Genomic DNA, 16855 nt, shown 5'->3' with positions numbered 1-16855 from the left:
ACCCCCTCAGCTCGCGCTGGCCGCCTTCAGCGTGGCCTTGCCGGAGGGCGCCTTGGCCGGGGCGGCGCCCACCTCCGCGCCACGCTCCTGCGCGTTCCGCAGCAGGGCGAGGCCCCGATACACCCCATGCACCATCTTGCTGTAGGGCAGCACCAGGAAGAAGGCGAGCACGAGGCCCAGATGCACCGCCAGCATCACGCCCATCGCCCCCGTGTGCCGCACCACCAGCAGCAGCAGCCCGGTGATGGACACCAGGAACAGCAGCGACAGCATGGCGTATTCGCTGCCCAGCAACTTCTTCGACACCGGTCCCGGGTCCGTCACCGTCTTCACCCAGATCAGCCCTGCCGTGCCGATGCACAGCAGCACGCCGCCCCAGGTGCCGAACTGCACCGGCAGGCTCAGGAAATGGTGCGGTGACTTCCAGCCCAGGAAGTGGTGGTAGAAGGCGCCCGTCGTCGTCGCCGCGAAGCACAGCATGAAGCCGTAGAACATGGCGTGGTGCAGCCAGCGCCGCTTCTGCGCGAAGCTGTCGTCAATGTCGTTGCAGCCATGCCCGCCGCCGCCCAGGTTGCGCAGCGTCAGGATGTCGAAGGCCGCCGTGGCGACGGGTGCCGGCGTGATGGGCCTTTGGCCCGCGCCAGGGGCCGTCGCGCGCCAATAGCGCAGCGCGCCCATCGCCATGGCGAAGAGCGCATAGCCGAAGGTAACCGTCGCCAGCCCCGTCATCAGCCAATAGGGGATCACGCGGAAGAAGGCGCCCGTGCCGGTTTGCGCGGTGTAGAGGATGGCCGGGTCCTGCAGCCCCATGGTCAGCAGCAGCACGGCGGTCAGCGCCAGGAAGGTCACCAGCACCACCACCGTGCCGTTGCGCTCGAACAGCCGGCCCATCGCCGGCGGCCAGGCGTATTCGGCATAGCTCTCGGCGCGGAGCGTGGCGAAGGTCTGCGGGATGTTCACCCCAAAGGCGTGCGGCGGCGCGTATTGGCAGGCGTGGTAGCAGCCCTTGCAGCCATGGCAGAGGTTCGCCAGGTGCGTGAGGTCGCCGGTCGAGAATTCCCGCCGCATCGCCATGGCGGGGAAGACCGCGCAATACCCCTCGCAATAGCGGCAGGCATTGCAGATTTCCATCTGCCGCCGGGCTTCGGCCGTGGTCTCAGTTTCGCGCATTTTGGGCCGCCCCCTCCCCGGCCAGCCGCCCGAAGACGGTGCCGATCGTCATTCCGAAACCCGCCAGATAGCCCTGGCCCAGGATGTTGCCAGCCATGATCTCGCCGCTCGCGAACATGTTCGCACTCGGCTTGCCGTCCGCCATGATCACGCGCGCCTTGTCGTTCACCTTCACGCCCAGGAAGGTGAAGGTGATGCCCGGCGCCAGCGGGTGGCCGATGAAGGGCGGCGTATCAATCCGCCGTGCCCAATGGCTCTTGGGCGGCGTCAGGCCCTCCGTGCGGCAGTCATCGGGCTTCATGGGCGTGAAGGTCCCGTCCCGCACGCTGGCGTTGTATTCGGCCACCAGGGCTTCCAGCTTGTCCGGATCAAGGTCCAGCATGCCCGCCAACTCGCGGATGCTGTTCGCCTTCATCGGCGGAAACACGCTGGGCAGGTAGTTGTGCAGCGCCTTGCTGTCCGTGATGGCATAGGCGCGCGACATCGGCTGCTGCGCGATCATCCGCCCCCAAATGGCGTAGCGCTTGGGCCAGACATCCTCGCCCTCGTCGTAGAAGCGCTCGACCTTCTGGTTCACCACGATGGAGAAGGGCACGCAGTCCAGCCGCATGGCCAGCCCGCCATCCTCCATCGGCGCGCGCGCGTCATTGGCCACGGCATGGAACTGGGTGGGGTCGCCCACCTCCTGCACGCCCGAGGCCAGCAAATCCTTCAGCACCGTGCCCTGGGCATAGGGCGTGCCGCGCACCTGGAAGCGGTCGGCCGCATCGCCCCAGTATTGCCGCAGCCATTCGCGGTTCGCCTGGAACCCGCCGGCCGAGGCCACCAGCGCCTTGAAGCGGATGCGCTGCGGAAAGCCCCGCCAGGAGACGATGGCCTCGGTCGCATGGCCCTCCTCCACCGCGATGTGCTGCACCTCGGTGTCGTAGAGGATGGTGATGCCGAGCTTCTCCGCCGTGCGATACAGCGCGTTCACCAGCGCCTTGCCGCCGCCCAGGAAGAAGGCGTTGGTGCGCGACAAGGACAGCGTGCCGGAGAGCGAGGGCTGGAACACCACCCCGCAATCCCGCAGGAAGCCCGGCGCGTGCTCGCTCGCGCGGATGCACATGCGGGCCAGATGCTCATCCGTGCGGCCGCCGGTGACGCGCAGCAGGTCGTCCCAGTATTCCTCCTCGAGGTAGCTTTCCGTCAGCACCTCGGTCGGGGCCGGGTGCAGCGCGCGGAGGTTGCGGGTGTGGCGCGAATTGCCGCCGCGCATCGGGCGGGGGGCGTGCTCCGCCACCACGACGGAGGCGCCGAGCTTGCGGGCGGTGATGGCGGCGGACAGCGCGGCATTGCCGCCCCCCACCACCAGCACGTCATAGACCGTGTCGAAATCCATCCGGATGATTTACCCCGCGCCGGAGGGGCCGACCAGACGGGCCCGCTCAGCGCGAGCAGGACGCCCCGCCCAGCACGCAGAAGGTCGCGCAATGTGGGTGGTTCAGCGAAACGGGCCGCGCGGCCTCTTCCAGCGTGGCGCCCAGCTCGAAGCGCGCGTCATAGGCCAGCAGGGTGCAGGCCAGCACCGCGGGCCGTTCGGCGCCCTTGCGCTTCACCACCATGCGCGAGGAGGCGCACATCAGGCTGTCCGGCGACTTGCCCAGGATGCCCCAGCAGGATTCCGTGATCTCGGGCACGTCGCGCCCCGCATCCATCTCCGGGAACAGCATCAGCGCCACGGGGTCCGTGGCATCCACCGGAATGCCGTGGCGCGCGAAGACCGCCGCATAGCCCGCGCGCATCGCCGCCTCCCCGTCATGGCCGAAGCCGACGCGGCCGGCCACATGGATCGTGAAGCCCTCCCGCGCCAACCATTCCAGCCCTTCCAGGGTGCGGGCATAGCTGCCCGCGCCGCGCTCGATGTCATGCACCGCCGCGTCGTGGTGGTCGAGGCTGACGCGCACCACCAGCCGCTCGCCCCCATGCTTCGCCAGGAGCGCGGCCAGCGGCTCGGCATAGCGGCGCATTGGCTGCATGGCGTTGGTCAGCACCAGGGCGCGCAGCCCGCGCGACAGCACGTCGTCCAGCATGGGCACCAGGCCCGGATTCATGAAGGGCTCGCCGCCGGTGAAACCCACCTCGCGCACGCCCATCCCTTCCGCCTCGTCCAGATAGGAAGCGACCTCGGCGGGCGTGATGTAGACCAGCGCGTCGTTGCGCGGGCTGCTCTCGATGTAGCAGTTCGCGCAGGTGATGTTGCACAGCGTGCCGGTGTTCACCCACAGCGTGTCGAGGGAAGTCAGCGCCACGCTCGCCCGGCGCTCGCCCTTCAGCGTCACCTCGGGGTGCTGGAACTTGGCCGGGTTCAGGCGCGGGGCGTCCTGGGTACGGATGGACAAGCTCAGGCTCCTTCACAACGCGGCTGGATGGGCAGGTGGGCCCCACCGGACGGGGTGGCAAGGCATGGTCAGCGCGCGGCCAGGCGCTTGCGCAGCGGAATCGCGGCCAGCGACAGCGCCGCCAGCCCCAGCAGCCCCGCCAGGATTTCCGGCGAAAGCACCGAACGCAGGTCCAGCGTGCCGCCCGCATCCAGGATATTGCCCAGCCCCGCCCCGGTCAGGCTGAACACGGCCGTGCCGGGAATGATGCCGAGGAAGGTGGTCACGACATAGACCGGCAGCCGCACCCCCACGAAGGCCGGCACCAAATTCACCAGGAAGAAGGGGAACAGCGGCACCAGCCGCAGCACCAGCAGATAGGAGGCCGCGTTGCGCCGGATGGCCTCGGCCAGGCGCCGCGCCGGCGCGCCGAAGCGGTCCAGCGCCTTCTCGCCGAAGAGCAGCCCCGCGAAGAGGAAGACGCCCGTCGCCCCCAGCGTCGCCCCCACCACCGCCAGCGCCGTGCCCCAGAACGCGCCGAAGAGGAAGCCGCCCGCCAGCGTCAGGATCACCGCCCCCGGCACGGAAAGCGCCACCGCCGCCGCATAGACCGCCACATAGACCAGCCCCGCCAGCACCGCATTCCCCGCCACGAAGCCCGACAGCGTGGCCCGGTGCCGCGCCAGCGTCTCCAGCGAGAGGAAGTCGCCCAGCCCCGTGAAGCGCAGCGCCAGCACCAGCGCCACAGCCGCAAGGGCCAGCCACAGCCGCCGGTCGCGCAGCATTCTCACGGAAGCACCCGCTGGATCAGCCCCACCAGGAACCGTGTGCGCGCGGAGAACAGCGACGGGGTGTAGTAGGCCCCCGCCGCCCGCTTCGAGATCTCGGACATGGTGGGATAGGGCGCCATCATCTGCGCCACATCGCCCACGCGCAGCCGCTTCTGGATGGCCAGCCCCCAAAGCCCGATCATCTCGCCCGCGCGCGGCGCCAGGATGGTCGCGCCCAGGATGCGCCCGCGCGCGCCGAGGACGAGCTTCACCAGCCCCTCCCCCGCGGCCTCGGCCCGGGCGCGGTCATTGCCGGAGAGGGATTCGGTCAGCACCGTCACCGCCTCGCCCGCCTCTTTCGCCTCCGCCTCGCCCATGCCCACATGGGCGAGCTCGGGGTCGGTGTAGGTCACCCAGGGCAGCGCGCGGTAATCCACCTTGGCCGGCAGGCCGAACAGCGCGCGGCGGATGACGATGCCCGCGTGATACCCCGCCACATGCGTGAATTGCGGCCCGCCCGCCACATCGCCGATGGCGAAGATGCGCCGGTTGCTGGTGCGAAGCCCGCCATCCACCGTGATGCCGCGCGGGGTGTGGTCCACCCCCGCCGCCTCCAGCCCCAGCTGCCCGGTGTTGGGCTGCCGCCCCGCCGCCACCAGCAGATGCGAGGCGCGCAGCGTGCGGCGGCGGCCGGCCTGGTCGAATTCCAGCTCCAACCCCGCCCCTTCGGCGGCAGGATGCAGCGCGGCCACCTGCGCCCCCTCCTCGATGGTCACGCCCTCAGCCAGCAGGTGGCCACGCAGCAGGGCGACGGCCTCGGGCGCGTCGCGCGGCAGGAGGGTGGCGCGCTCCAGCACCGTCACCGCCGAGCCCAGGCGGCGGAAGGCCTGGGCCATCTCCACCCCGATCGGCCCGCCGCCCATCACCACCAGGTGGTCCGGCCGCTCCTTCAGGTCGAAGACGCTCTCATTGGTGAGGTGCGGCACACGGTCCAGCCCCGGGATGGGCGGCACCGCGGCGCGCGAGCCGGTGGCGATGACGAAGCGCCGCGCGCGGATCACCTGCCCGCCCGCCTCCAGCAAATCCGGCCCGGTGAAGCGCGCCTCAGCGCGGATCACGGTGCAGCCCAGCCCCTCGAAGCGCTCCACGCTGTCATGCGGGGCGATGGCGGCGATCACGCCATGGACGTGGCGGTGCACGCCCGCGAAGTCCACCTCCGGCGCGGGCAGATGGATGCCGAAGCGCCTCGCTTGCCGCGCCGCATGGGCGGCATGGGCGGCGGCGATGAGGGATTTGGACGGCACGCAGCCCGTGTTCAGGCAGTCGCCGCCCATCTCGCCCTTCTCGATCAGCACGACCGAGGCGCCCATCCGCACCGCCCCCGCCGCCACCGACAGCCCGCCCGAGCCCGCGCCGATCACGCAGAGATCGGTGTGCAGCACGCCATTCTTCAGCCGGGGGGTGCGCGGGTGGGCCATGGGGTATCCGTTTCGGGGTCAATGGCCGTTACGTGCGGCCGGGACGGAAGGTTACGCCGGAACGCGCCAGGCGAGGCGCGGGCCGAACAGCGCCGCCAGCCCCGTCACGGCCAGCACCGCCACGCCATGCCAGGCCAGCACCATCAGCGGCCCGTAGGTGGGGTGCACCAGGGTCAGCCCGATGCTGGCGAAGGCGGCGGCGGACAGCGCGCCGAAGCCCGCCACCGGGAGAGGCCTGATCCAGGCCGCGTGCCGTGTCAGCCACAGCATCAGCCCCGCCATGGGCAGGCCGAGCCCGATGATGAATTGCAGGCAGTGCCAACTGACATGGAAGCGGATGCCCTCGGCGCCGAGCCGCACCAGCTCCCCCACGCAGCCCACGCCCATGGTGCCGAGCCACAGCCCGATGGCGGGCAGGGGCAGCCAGGCCCAGCGCCGGTCGCGGTCGGGCAGGGAAAGCTCGAAGGCCGCCAGCCCGGCCAGCAGCGCGGTGAGCAGCGCGGCCAGGCTGTGCATCGTCTCGAAGCCGGTCATCGGCCGGTCGAGCCCCGCCCGCGTGCCGAAGACCAGGGCCGCGAGGCCGATGACCGCGGCGGCCAGCAGCGTCCACAGCGCCAGCAGCACCAGGGGCGAGGGCATCCGGCGCACCGGCCGCAGGCCGCAGGCCAGCCGGGCGATCATCTCCTCGGTCCTCATGGCGCATCTCCGGTCAGCCGGCGCCGCAGACTGTGCAGGGCGCGGTGGGTGGCGACCTTCAGCGCGCCGATGCTCATGCCCGAACGCGCGCTCGCCTCCTGGAGCGAAAGCTGCTCGATCTTCGTGAGTTGCAGCGCGGTGCGCTGGGCCTGGGGCAGCCCGCCCACCGCCTCGCGCAGCTGGCGGGCGGCCAGGCGTTCCTCGGCCTCGCCTTCGGCGCCCAGCTCGGCCGCGTCGTCCAGCAGGGTCTCGCGCGCCACCTGACGGCCGCGCCGGCGTGCCCGGTCGAGCGCCCGGCGCTCCGCGATGGCGGCCACCCAGGGGCGGAAGGGGCGCGCGGGGTCATAGGTGTGGCGCACGCGGTGCAGGGTCAGCAGCGTGTCCTGCACGGCGTCCTCGGCCTCGGTCGCGTCGCGCAGCCGGGCGCGGCAGATGGCGCGCAGCAAGGGCAGGCATTCCGCCAGCAGCGTCGCATAGGCCGCCCCATCCCCCTCCTGGGCCGCGCCCATGAGGGCGGACCAGCGCAGGTCGCGCGCATCGCGCGCCGCCTGTCCGGAGGCCAGCATCAGACAAAGAGGTTGGGCATGGGACATGGAGCCTAGCCCGGTTTCGCGGCGTTCACGCCATGTTTTCGGCGCGGGCGCGGCGGAGGTTACACCCCCCGCCGAAGAATTCAGCCCGCCCAGGCGGGGCGGCGCTTCTCGCGGAAGGCGGCGATGCCTTCCTCGGCCTCGGGGCCGGCGGCGGTGCGGGCGAAGGCGGCCACACCCGCCTCGGCATAGCCCTCGGGCGAGATGGGGCCGAGGGCCGCCAGCAGCCCCTTGGTCTCGGCCAAGGCGCCGGGGGCGCCTTCGCGCAGGGCGGACAGCACCTCGGCCAGCAGGGCGTCGAGGGCCGCGCGGTCCGCCACCACCTCGTGCAGCAGCCCCATGCGGAAGGCGGCGGGCGCATCCACAACCCGGCCTTCCAGCACAAGCCGCGTGGCCTGGCTGCGGCCCATGCGGCGCACCAGCCAGGGCAGGATTTGCGCGGGCACCAGGCCGCGCCGCACCTCGGGCGCGGCGAAGCGCGCATCCGCCGTGGCGAAGGCCAGGTCGGCGGCGCAGACGAAGCCGAGGCCGCCGGCATGGGCCGCGCCCTCCACCGCCGCGATCACCACCTGCGGCAGGGCGGACAGCTTGCGGAAACGCTCGCCGATGGCGCGGTTGCGCGCCTGGCCACCGGCCAGCCGTTCCTCCGGGCTGCCCTGCCCGACCTCGGAGAGGTCGAGCCCGGCGCAGAAATGCCCGCCCGCGCCGCGCAGCACCACGGCGCGCGCGTCACGGTCGGTGGCGAGGGAGGCGATCACCTCGTCCAGCGCCTCGCCCATGCCGCCGCCGATGGCGTTGCGCCGCTCGGGCCGGTTGAGCGTGACATGCACGACCGGCCCCTCGCGCGAGACCAGGACGGGCGGCGCGCTCATTTCTTCCACCAGCCGCCACGACGCGGGGCGGCGGCGGCCACTTCCTCGACGGGCTTGGGCATGATGGCGGGGCCGATGACAGGGCCGGTGGGTTGTTCGGGCGCCGCGGGTTCGGGGGCGGGCGCCGCGACGGGTTCCGGAGCAGGCGCCGCCACGACCGGCGCTTCCGCCACGGGGCTCTCCACCGGGGCGGCCTCGGCCACCGGCGCCGTCTCGGGCGCTGCCTCGGCCACCACCTCTGCGGGTGCCACGTCAACGGGCGCCACCTCGGCGGCCGCGACGGCTTCCGCCTCGACCATCAGCGTCACCGTCTCAGGCGCCGCCGAGGGCTCAGGCGCCGCCGCGGGCTCAGGCGCCGACGCGGGGCGAGCCCGGGGCGCGCGCGCGGCGGCCAGCGCCGCCTCGGCCGCGGCTTCGGCCGCTTCCATCGCCGCCATCAGCCCGTCCGAGGTGCCCGCGAAGGGGTCGGCCGGGGTGGGGCCTTCGTAGCCCTTGGCCTCACGCGTGGCAGGGGCGGGGGAGCCACCCTCAGGCGCCTCGCCCTCGCGCCGGCGGCGACCGCCACGACGGCCGCGACGGCGGCGGTTGGCCTCCTCCTCGCCCTCGGCGGAGGGTTCGTCGGGCGTGGCCTCGGCGTCCGACGCCTCGGGGGCCGCCTTGGCCTCGGGGGCCTCGCCCTCGCCGTCCGCCTCGCCCTCACCTTCCGGGCTTCCTTCGGAGGCCTGCCCGGCATCGCCATTCTCGCGGCGGCCACGGCCACGGCGGCGACGGCGGCGGCGGCCGTTCTCCTCGCCATTGGCGGAGGTGGTGGCGGCTTCGGCCGGTGCTTCGGCCTCGCCCTCCTCGGCCTCTTCCTCGGCTTCCTCGGGCTGGGGCGCGAAATCCATCCGCAGCGCGCTGGGCCGCTCCTCGGCCGGCGGCGGCGGCGGGGCCTTGCTGCGCTCGATGCGCGTCTCGGCGCCCATCAGCGTGTCGTCGGGCTCGAACAGCACGGTGACACCCCAGCGCGCCTCGATATCGGCCAGGCGGTCGCGCTTGCGGTTCAGCAGATAGAGCGCCACGGCGCTGGTCACGCGCACCGTGATCTCGGCGGCGCGGCGCTTGGCGCACTCTTCCTCGACGGCGCGCAGCGCGGCCAGCGCGCTGCTCTCGATGTTGCGGACCACGCCGCGGCCCTGGCAATGCGGGCAGGTGATGAAGGTGGTCTCGGCCAGCGAGGGCCGCAGCCGCTGCCGCGACATCTCCAGCAGGCCGAAATGGCTGATGCGGCCCACCTGGATGCGCGCGCGGTCATGGCGCAGCGCGTCCTTCAGCTTCTTCTCGACCAGCGCGTTGGCGCGGTTGCTGTCCATGTCGATGAAGTCGATCACGATCAGCCCGGCGAGGTCGCGCAGGCGCAGCTGCCGCGCGATCTCCTCCGCCGCCTCGATGTTGGTCTTGAGCGCCGTGTCCTCGATGTTGCGCTCGCGCGTGGAGCGGCCGGAGTTCACGTCAATCGCCACCAGCGCCTCGGTCTGGTTGATGACGATGTAGCCGCCCGACTTCAGCTGCACATTCGGGTCGTGCATGGCATCCAGCTGCGCCTCGGCCTGGAAGCGCGAGAAGAGCGGCACGGCGCCGTCGCGATAGGCTTTGATCTTGCCCAGGTGCTCGGGCATCAGCATGCCCATGAATTCGCGCGCCTGGGCGTAGGCCTCGTCGCCCTCGACGAAGATCTCGTCCATGTCGCGGGCATAGCCGTCGCGGATGGAGCGCTTGATGAGGTCCGCTTCCTCATAGATCAGCGCGGGCGCGGTGCTGGCCAGCGTCCGTTCGCGGATGCCGTCCCACAGGCGCAGCAGGTATTCGCAGTCGCGCCGGATCTCGGGCTTGGGCCGCTGCGCGCCCGCGGTGCGGACGATGAGGGACATGCCCTTGGGCATCTCCAGCTCCTCGATCACCTCGCGCAGGCGGCGCCGGTCGGCGGCCGAGGTGATCTTGCGCGACACGCCGCCGCCGCGCGGGGAATTCGGCATCAGCACGGAGAAGCGCCCGGCCAGGGAGATATAGGTGGTGAGCGCCGCGCCCTTCGACCCGCGCTCCTCCTTCACCACCTGGATCAGCAGGATCTGGCGGCGACGGATGACCTCCTGGATCTTGTAGTTCCGCAGGAAGCGGGGGGAGGAGCGGCGCTCGCGCGCCTGTTCCTCGGCCTCGGCCTCCGCATCGCCCTCGGCATCGCCTTCGTTCACGCCGATGGTCTCGGGGCGCGGGCTGTCGGAGGGGGGCAGGATTTCCACGCGGCCGGAGGGCTCCTCGCCCTCCTCCTGGCCGTCGCCGCCCTCGCCCTCATCGGCGCCGGCCTCGGCCACCACGTCGTCGGGCAGGGTTTCCTCGCCGGCGGCCTCCTCGGCGTCGCGGGCGCGGGCGGCATCCTCGGCGGCGAGTTCGGCGGCCAGGGCCTCGGCCACCTCGCCCTCGGGCAGGTCCTCGACGGGCGCTTCGGAGCCCGGCGTCGCGTCCAGGATGGCCTGGGCGGCGGCGCGGCGCTGCTCGGCCATGGCCTTGGCGGCGGCGCGCTGGCCTTCCTTCTGGGCTTCCTTTTGCGCCTCGCGCTGGGTCTCCCTTTGGACGCGACGCTCTTCCTCGCGGGCCTCGGCCTCGGCTTCCTCGCGGGCCTCGGCCTCCTGCGCCTCGATCAGCTTCTGCCGGTCGGCGACGGGGATCTGGTAGTAGTCGGGGTGGATTTCGCCGAAGGCGAGGAAGCCGTGGCGGTTGCCGCCATATTCGACGAAGGCGGCCTGCAGGCTGGGTTCGACCCGGACCACCCGGGCCAGGTAGATATTGCCCTTCAGCGGGAGGCGATTGGCGGCCTCCAGGTCGAATTCGTCAACGCGGTGGCCATCCATGACGACCACCCGGGTCTCCTCCGGGTGGGCGGCGTCGATCAACATGCGCTTGGTCATGCGGGAAAAACTCCGCGCGCAGGCCCGCCCGGCGCAGGGCCAGGGCAGGGAGGGCGCGCAATGGGAAGGAAGGGACGGAGTCCGGGCGGGATTGGCCATCCGGCGATGTCGGGGACATCGGGCGTCTTTCCTCGCTCGGGGGCCTGCCGTTGGCGGTGCCGGCGCTGCGCGCGCGGCGGGCTGGCAGGCCCAATGGCTGCACCCCCACTCATGTGCGCCCGACACGGGCGGGCGATAGTGCGGCAGGCCCCGCCGCGGACGGCAGGACTCATGCACCGCGGATGAGACCGGCGGAACAGGTCACGGATTGTGGTGGATGCCTGCCCGGCCCGCCCCCCTTGTCAGGGATGGCGCCGCCGGTCTCCCTTCCGGGAGGGGGCATCGGACCAGGCCGCGACAGGGGTGGCGCGTCTGCCGCCTGCCCCGTTCCGCCCGCAACACCTATCGCTGGGGCGGTTCACCTTACGCGCCGCGCCCCCGTCCCACAAGGCGCCCATTGCCATCGCGCCCAGGTTTTCCCCTGGCCCTGCCCAGCCAACGGGCGGTTTGCCCGGCGCGAAGGCAGCCGAAGGTGGATTCCGGGGGCGCTTCAGGCTAGACTGCCCCCTGGCGTGATCGGGGGGTCACGCCGCCGCGCTGGGGGGCGCGACCATATGAAGGATATGCATCGGCGGGCCTGGCTCGCCGCCATGGCGGGGTTGGCATGGGGCGCCTCGCCCGCCGCGGCCCAGCGCCGCCCGGCCGCCAGGCTGCCCGTGGTGGTGCTCGATCCGGGCCATGGCGGGGCCGATCCGGGGGCCATCGGCCCCGGCGGCACCCAGGAAAAGCGCATCACGCTGGCGCTGGCCATCGAACTGCGCCGCCAGCTCCTGGCCGGCGGCCGCTGCCGCGTGGTGCTGACGCGCGGGCGCGACGTCTTCGTGCCGCTCGGCCGCCGCGTGCAGGTGGCGCGGGACCAGGAGGCCGCGCTGCTGGTCTCGCTGCACGCCGATGCCGCCCCGCCGGGCCAGGCCTCGGGGCTGCGCGGCGCCTCGGTCTACACCCTTTCGGAGGATGCCTCGGACGCGCTGGCCGCCGCACTCGCCCGGCGCGAGAACCTGGCCGACCGCGCGGGCGGGCTGCGCCTGCCCTCCGTCTCGCCCGAGGTGCAGCGCATCCTGCTCAGCCTCATGCGGCAGGAGACGCATGCCGCCTCCACCCGTGTCGCCCGGCTGGCGGTGAACGCGCTGGAAGGCGATTTCCAACTGCTGAACCAGCCGCACCGCCGCGCGGGCTTCGTGGTGCTGAAGGCGCCCGACGTGCCGGCCGTGCTGGTCGAGGGCGGGTTCCTCTCCCACCCGCGCGACGAGGCGCTGCTGAACACCCCGGCCCACCGCGCGCGCCTGGCCCGCGCCCTGGCCGGCGCGGTGAACCGCTATCTGGCCGGCCCGCGCGTGGCGGGTGTGGAGACGCTGGCCGCGCCGGTGTAAGTGCTCTCCCTGACAAGGGGTTGAGGAATTTCATGGCGCTGGACGCGGTGGGCAGCCTGGCGGTGGCCGCCCTGGTCATCCTGCTCGGCCGGGCGCTGCACCGGGGCTTTCCGGCGCTGACACGCTGGCACATCCCCGAACCCGTCTCGGGCGGCACGGCCTGGGCGCTGGGCGTGGCGCTGCTGCATCTGGCGGGCGCGCCCGTGCCCGAGACCAGCGCCGCCATCCGCGAGCCCATGCTGCTGGCCTTCTTCGCCACGGTGGGCCTCTCGGCCGACCTGCGGCAATTGCTGCAAGGCGGCGCGCTGCTGGCCCGCTTCGCCCTGCTGACCGTGGCGCTGATCCTGGCGCAGAACGCGCTGGGGGTGGGGCTGGCGCTGGCACTCGGCCTCGACCCGCTGATCGGGCTGCTGGCGGGCTCGGTCACGCTGGTGGGCGGGCATGGCACGGGGGCGGCCTTCGGGGCGCTCTTCGCGCGCGACTACGGCCTGCCGGCGGCGCTGGAACTGGCGGTGGCGGCCTCCACGCTTGGCATCGTCATCGGCGGGCTGCTGGCGGGGCCGGTGGCGCGCGGGCTGGGGGGCGGCGCTTTCGGCCCGGCCGGCGACGATTCGCCCCCGCCCCCGCCCCGCCGCCCGGATGAGGCCGCGCTGGCGCCGACCCTCGCCCTTGTGCTGCTCTGCGTGGCGGCCGCCCTGGCGCTGGTGCCGCTGGCGCGGAACTGGCCGGTGACTTTGCCCGATTTCCTCTGGGCGCTGCTGGCGGGCGTGCTGTTGCGGAACCTCATCCTGGCGCCACTGCGCCAACCGCCTCCGCCGCCCGCGCTGGAGGCGCTGTCGGGTGTCACGCTCGCGCTGTTCCTCGCACTCGCCATGGCGGCGCTGCGCCTGTGGGAGCTGGTGGCGCTGGCCGGCCCGCTGCTGCTGCTGCTGGCGGCGCAGACGCTGGCCACCGCCCTCTTCGCGCGCTGGCTGGTGTTCCACGTGATGGGCCGCGACGCCGAGGCCGCGGTCTGCGCCGCGGGCTTCTTCGGCTTCGCCATCGGCTCCACCGCGACCGCCGTGGCCACCATGCGCGAGATGGAGAACCGCCACGGCCCCATGCCGCGCGCCATCCTCATCGTCTCGCTCACGGCGGGGCTGTTCGTCACGCTGGCGAACGCCCTGCTGCTGAGCCTGATCCTGGTGCTGCCCCTGTTCGCCAGATAGCAGCAGGCGCCCGATCGTCCTCGGTGGCATCACCGAGGACGTGAATCGGCCGCCTGAACGGCTCCTACCGCGCGACGAGGTCCTTGTAGGCGTGCCAGGTGGCATGCCCGATCAACGGCATCACGATCACGAGGCCGAGGAAGAAGGGCACCAGCGCCAGCCCGGTGAACACCACGATCAGCCCGGCCCAGAGCGCCATGGCCCGCCAATTCTCCATCACCGCCTGGATGGAGACGGTGGCGGCCTCCAGGAAGCTCACCTCCGGCTTGTCCAGCAGCATCGGGATGGAGATGGCGGCCACCGCGAAGGTGACCGCGGCCAGCACGAAGCCGAAGCCCGTGCCCACCACCAGGAAGGGCAGCAGCTGATCGCTCTGCAGCATGGCCAGCGGCAGCTGCGCGAGGCTGGGCGCGAAGTTGATGCCGAAGAACAGCGCGAAGAGCAGCCCCGCGATGCGCGTCCAGAACAGGTGCAGGACCAGCAGCGTCACGCCCATCATCGCGATCTGCGTGGGGTTGCGGCGGAAGCCCGCGACGGCCTCGGCCAGCGTGACCGCCTCGCCCGCCGCGCGGCGGCGGCTCACCTCATAGAGGCCCGCGGCCAGGATCGGCGCCATGATGAAGAAGCCGGCCGTGGCGGGCAGGATGGCCCAGGCGGTGCCGATCTCGAACAGCAGCAGGGCCAGCACCCAGCCGGCCAGGGTCAGCACCGCCCCATAGGCGAGGCTGATGGGCTTGTTCGCCATCATGTCGCGCCAGCCCAGCGTCAGCCAGGTCCAGGGACGGTCGGTCGCGATACGTCGGATGCGGCCCGTGATGGGCATCACTTCGGCGGTGGTCTCGGTGCTCATGTCGGGTGGCCCTGCGCTGCTCGGCTTGCGCGCCGCTTATAGCATCGCCGCATCGCACCATGCGGTTGATCCAAATCAAGGACGTTGACGGAGTGGGATGCTTGTTTCCGGCCGCATGGAGAACAGCCCGGCCCGGTGGCCGCGCGCCTCCATCGCCCCGGCGGCCGAGACGCGCCGCCTGATGAGGAAGGACAGCAAGGATGGCCACGCTGAGCGCCACGCAACCAGGGGCCATGTCAGCCCCGAGACCCATGCCCGACTACGTGGACGGCCCCATCCGCGCTTTCGCCATCGCCACCATGTTCTGGGGCATCGTGGGCTTCCTGGTGGGCGTGGTCATCGCGTCCCAGCTGGCCTGGCCGCTGCTGAACCTCGACCTGGAATGGACGCATTTCGGCCGGCTGCGGCCGGTCCACACCAGCGCGGTGATCTTCGCCTTCGGCGGCAGCGCGTTGATCGGCACCAGCCTCTACATCGTGCAGCGCACCTGCCGCGCGCGGCTGTTCGGCGGCGAGGAGATGGGCTGGTTCATCTTCTGGGGCTACCAGTTCTTCATCGTCTCGGCCGCACTCAGCTACGTGCTGGGCTACAGCCAGGGCAAGGAATACGCCGAGCCCGAGTGGTTCATCGACATCTTCCTGACCGTGCTCTGGGTCACCTATCTGGTGGGCTTCGGCGGCACGCTGGTGAAGCGCGAGGAGCCGCATATCTACGTGGCCAACTGGTTCCTGCTCGCCTTCATCATCACGGTGGCGATGCTGCACATCGGCAACAACATCTCCCTGCCGATCCATTGGGGCAGCGGCTTCTCCTACTCGGCGCCGGCCGGCGTGCAGGGGGCGATGATCCAGTGGTGGTATGGCCACAACGCGGTGGGCTTCTTCCTGACCGCGGGCTTCCTCGGCATGATGTACTACTTCATCCCGAAGCAGGCGAACCGGCCGATCTACAGCTACCGGCTGTCCATCGTGCACTTCTGGTCCATCATCTTCCTCTACATCTGGGCCGGCCCGCACCACCTGCACTACACCGCCCTGCCCGACTGGGCGCAGACGCTGGGCATGGTGTTCTCGGTGATGCTGTGGATGCCCTCCTGGGGCGGCATGATCAACGGGATCATGACGCTGTCGGGCGCCTGGGACAAACTCCGCACCGATCCGGGGCTGCGCTTCTCCGTCACCGCCGTCGCCTTCTACGGCATGTCCACCTTCGAAGGCCCGGTCATGTCCATCCGCGCGGTGAACAGCCTGTCGCACTACACCGACTGGACCATCGGGCACGTGCATTCGGGCGCGCTCGGCTGGAACGGGCTGATCACCTTCGGCGCGCTCTACTGGCTGGTGCCGGCGCTGTGGTCGCGCGCGAAGATGTACAGCACCCGGCTGATCGAGTGGCACTTCTGGTTGGCCACGCTCGGCATCGTTCTCTACATCACCGCGATGTGGGTCTCGGGCATCATGCAGGGCCTCATGTGGCGCGCCTATGACGAGCTGGGCTTCCTTCAATACAGCTTCGTCGAGACGGTCGCCGCCATGCATCCCTACTACGTGATCCGCGTGCTGGGTGGCGTGCTCTACCTGACCGGCGCGCTGCTCATGGCCTGGAACGTCTACAAGACCATCACCGTGGCCGAGGCGCCCGAGGCGGAGCGCGACCTCGCGCCCGCGCCCGTCCGCATGGCCGCCGAGTAAGGAGAGCCCCCGCCATGCTCAAGAAATTCAGCCATGGCATGATCGAGCGGAACATCCTTCTGCTCGGCGTGCTCACCCTCATCACCGTCTCGATCGGCGGGCTCGCGCAGATCGTGCCGCTCTTCACGGTCGAGACCACGATCGAGCGCGTGCAGGGCATCCGCCCCTACACGCCGCTCGAACTGATGGGCCGCAACATCTATGTGCGCGAGGGCTGCTACGCCTGCCACAGCCAGATGATCCGCCCCTTCCGCGACGAGGCCGAGCGCTACGGCCACTACTCGCTGGCCGCCGAGAGCATGTATGACCGGCCCTTCCAGTGGGGCTCCAAGCGCACGGGGCCGGACCTCGCGCGCGTGGGCGGCCGCTATTCGGATGACTGGCAGGCGGCGCATCTGCGTGACCCGCGCGCGCTGGTGCCCGAGAGCATCATGCCGCCCTACGCCTTCCTCGACCGGCCGCTCGACACGCGCAACATCCAGCAGCACCTGCGCGCCCAGGCGGCGCTCGGCGTGCCCTACACCGCGGAGATGATCGCGAACGCGCGGGCCGACCTGGAAGCCCAGGCGCGCCCGGATCGCGACGCCACGGGCTTCCAGTCCCGCTACGCCCGCGCCCGCCAGGCGGCCTTCGACGGCAACCCCGCCGTGGTGACCGAGATGGATGCGCTGGTCGCCTACATGCAGATGCTCGGCACGCTCGTGGATTTCCGCGACGTGACGCCCGAGCAGCTGCGCCAGCAGTAGGAGGAGCGGC

14 protein-coding genes are annotated in these 16855 nt (G+C 71.6%); 4 read left to right on the top strand and 10 right to left on the bottom strand.

Annotated features, from left to right (window positions below):
* Positions 1–6: 6 nt before the first annotated feature.
* The 9 genes from tcuB to ICW72_RS16365 form a co-directional block, all read right to left on the bottom strand.
* Complete coding sequence (gene tcuB / locus ICW72_RS16405) at positions 7–1170, bottom strand: tricarballylate utilization 4Fe-4S protein TcuB (protein ID WP_191083690.1); 1164 nt, start codon at positions 1168–1170, stop codon at positions 7–9.
* Positions 1157–2551: an FAD-dependent tricarballylate dehydrogenase TcuA gene (gene tcuA, locus ICW72_RS16400; protein ID WP_191083689.1), complete on the bottom strand. Its 1395-nt coding sequence runs from the start codon at positions 2549–2551 to the stop codon at positions 1157–1159. Before tcuA ends, tcuB begins: the two co-directional genes overlap by 14 nt.
* 46 nt (positions 2552–2597) lie before the next feature.
* On the bottom strand, positions 2598–3551 hold the full coding sequence (locus ICW72_RS16395; RefSeq protein WP_191083688.1) for a radical SAM protein: 954 nt from the start codon (positions 3549–3551) through the stop codon (positions 2598–2600).
* Between the two features lie 68 nt (positions 3552–3619).
* Positions 3620–4315, bottom strand: a complete 696-nt coding sequence (locus ICW72_RS16390; protein WP_191086298.1) for a TVP38/TMEM64 family protein — start codon at positions 4313–4315, stop codon at positions 3620–3622.
* Positions 4316–4317: 2 nt separating this feature from the next.
* On the bottom strand, positions 4318–5778 hold the full coding sequence (locus tag ICW72_RS16385) for a dihydrolipoyl dehydrogenase family protein (RefSeq protein ID WP_191083687.1): 1461 nt from the start codon (positions 5776–5778) through the stop codon (positions 4318–4320).
* A 51-nt stretch (positions 5779–5829) separates the two neighbouring features.
* Positions 5830–6474 carry an NrsF family protein gene (locus ICW72_RS16380; RefSeq protein WP_191083686.1) on the bottom strand — a complete coding sequence of 215 codons (645 nt, stop codon included), beginning with the start codon at positions 6472–6474 and terminating at the stop codon, positions 5830–5832.
* On the bottom strand, positions 6471–7040 hold the full coding sequence (locus tag ICW72_RS16375; protein WP_223880638.1) for a sigma-70 family RNA polymerase sigma factor: 570 nt from the start codon (positions 7038–7040) through the stop codon (positions 6471–6473). Before ICW72_RS16375 ends, ICW72_RS16380 begins: the two co-directional genes overlap by 4 nt.
* Positions 7041–7147: 107 nt before the next feature.
* On the bottom strand, positions 7148–7936 hold the full coding sequence (locus tag ICW72_RS16370; protein ID WP_191083684.1) for an enoyl-CoA hydratase/isomerase family protein: 789 nt from the start codon (positions 7934–7936) through the stop codon (positions 7148–7150).
* Positions 7933–10881, bottom strand: a complete 2949-nt coding sequence (locus ICW72_RS16365; RefSeq protein ID WP_191083683.1) for an Rne/Rng family ribonuclease — start codon at positions 10879–10881, stop codon at positions 7933–7935. The genes ICW72_RS16370 and ICW72_RS16365 overlap by 4 nt, the downstream gene beginning before the upstream one ends.
* A gap of 653 nt (positions 10882–11534) precedes the next feature.
* Between ICW72_RS16365 and ICW72_RS16360 the strand changes: the two genes are divergently transcribed.
* Both ICW72_RS16360 and ICW72_RS16355 read left to right on the top strand, forming a co-directional pair.
* A complete protein-coding gene (locus ICW72_RS16360; RefSeq protein ID WP_223880637.1) occupies positions 11535–12350 on the top strand; it encodes an N-acetylmuramoyl-L-alanine amidase family protein in 816 nt (271 codons plus the stop codon).
* A gap of 32 nt (positions 12351–12382) precedes the next feature.
* The gene (locus ICW72_RS16355; protein ID WP_191083681.1) at positions 12383–13558 is read left to right on the top strand and encodes a sodium/glutamate symporter; all 1176 of its coding nucleotides are present in this window, start codon (positions 12383–12385) and stop codon (positions 13556–13558) included.
* 64 nt (positions 13559–13622) lie between these two features.
* Here ICW72_RS16355 and ICW72_RS16350 read toward each other — a convergent pair whose 3' ends face one another.
* Positions 13623–14408, bottom strand: a complete 786-nt coding sequence (locus ICW72_RS16350; RefSeq protein WP_191083680.1) for a DUF2189 domain-containing protein — start codon at positions 14406–14408, stop codon at positions 13623–13625.
* 251 nt (positions 14409–14659) lie between these two features.
* On the opposite strand from ICW72_RS16350, the gene ccoN reads away from it, so the two are divergent.
* The gene (gene ccoN, locus ICW72_RS16345) at positions 14660–16099 is read left to right on the top strand and encodes a cytochrome-c oxidase, cbb3-type subunit I (protein WP_223880636.1); all 1440 of its coding nucleotides are present in this window, start codon (positions 14660–14662) and stop codon (positions 16097–16099) included.
* Between the two features lie 14 nt (positions 16100–16113).
* Positions 16114–16845 carry a cytochrome-c oxidase, cbb3-type subunit II gene (gene ccoO, locus ICW72_RS16340; protein WP_191083678.1) on the top strand — a complete coding sequence of 244 codons (732 nt, stop codon included), beginning with the start codon at positions 16114–16116 and terminating at the stop codon, positions 16843–16845.
* Positions 16846–16855 lie beyond the last annotated feature (10 nt).

It is taken from the genome of Roseococcus microcysteis, from assembly GCF_014764365.1.
GTDB lineage: Bacteria > Pseudomonadota > Alphaproteobacteria > Acetobacterales > Acetobacteraceae > Roseococcus > Roseococcus microcysteis.
Note: the sequence above shows the minus strand (reverse complement) of the source record. Positions and strands in the feature narration are given on the sequence as shown.

What these genes read in the sequence shown, in the direction of transcription:
- tcuB (WP_191083690.1), bottom strand. Translation starts at nt 1,170, where the DNA reads ATGCGCGAAACTGAGACCACGGCCGAAGCCCGGCGGCAGATGGAAATC.
- tcuA (WP_191083689.1), bottom strand. Translation starts at nt 2,551, where the DNA reads ATGGATTTCGACACGGTCTATGACGTGCTGGTGGTGGGGGGCGGCAAT.
- ICW72_RS16390 (WP_191086298.1), bottom strand. Translation starts at nt 4,315, where the DNA reads ATGCTGCGCGACCGGCGGCTGTGGCTGGCCCTTGCGGCTGTGGCGCTG.
- ICW72_RS16385 (WP_191083687.1), bottom strand. Translation starts at nt 5,778, where the DNA reads ATGGCCCACCCGCGCACCCCCCGGCTGAAGAATGGCGTGCTGCACACC.
- ICW72_RS16380 (WP_191083686.1), bottom strand. Translation starts at nt 6,474, where the DNA reads ATGAGGACCGAGGAGATGATCGCCCGGCTGGCCTGCGGCCTGCGGCCG.
- ICW72_RS16375 (WP_223880638.1), bottom strand. Translation starts at nt 7,040, where the DNA reads ATGCTGGCCTCCGGACAGGCGGCGCGCGATGCGCGCGACCTGCGCTGG.
- ICW72_RS16370 (WP_191083684.1), bottom strand. Translation starts at nt 7,936, where the DNA reads ATGAGCGCGCCGCCCGTCCTGGTCTCGCGCGAGGGGCCGGTCGTGCAT.
- ICW72_RS16365 (WP_191083683.1), bottom strand. Translation starts at nt 10,881, where the DNA reads ATGACCAAGCGCATGTTGATCGACGCCGCCCACCCGGAGGAGACCCGG.
- ICW72_RS16360 (WP_223880637.1), top strand. Translation starts at nt 11,535, where the DNA reads ATGAAGGATATGCATCGGCGGGCCTGGCTCGCCGCCATGGCGGGGTTG.
- ICW72_RS16355 (WP_191083681.1), top strand. Translation starts at nt 12,383, where the DNA reads ATGGCGCTGGACGCGGTGGGCAGCCTGGCGGTGGCCGCCCTGGTCATC.
- ICW72_RS16350 (WP_191083680.1), bottom strand. Translation starts at nt 14,408, where the DNA reads ATGAGCACCGAGACCACCGCCGAAGTGATGCCCATCACGGGCCGCATC.
- ccoN (WP_223880636.1), top strand. Translation starts at nt 14,660, where the DNA reads ATGCCCGACTACGTGGACGGCCCCATCCGCGCTTTCGCCATCGCCACC.
- ccoO (WP_191083678.1), top strand. Translation starts at nt 16,114, where the DNA reads ATGCTCAAGAAATTCAGCCATGGCATGATCGAGCGGAACATCCTTCTG.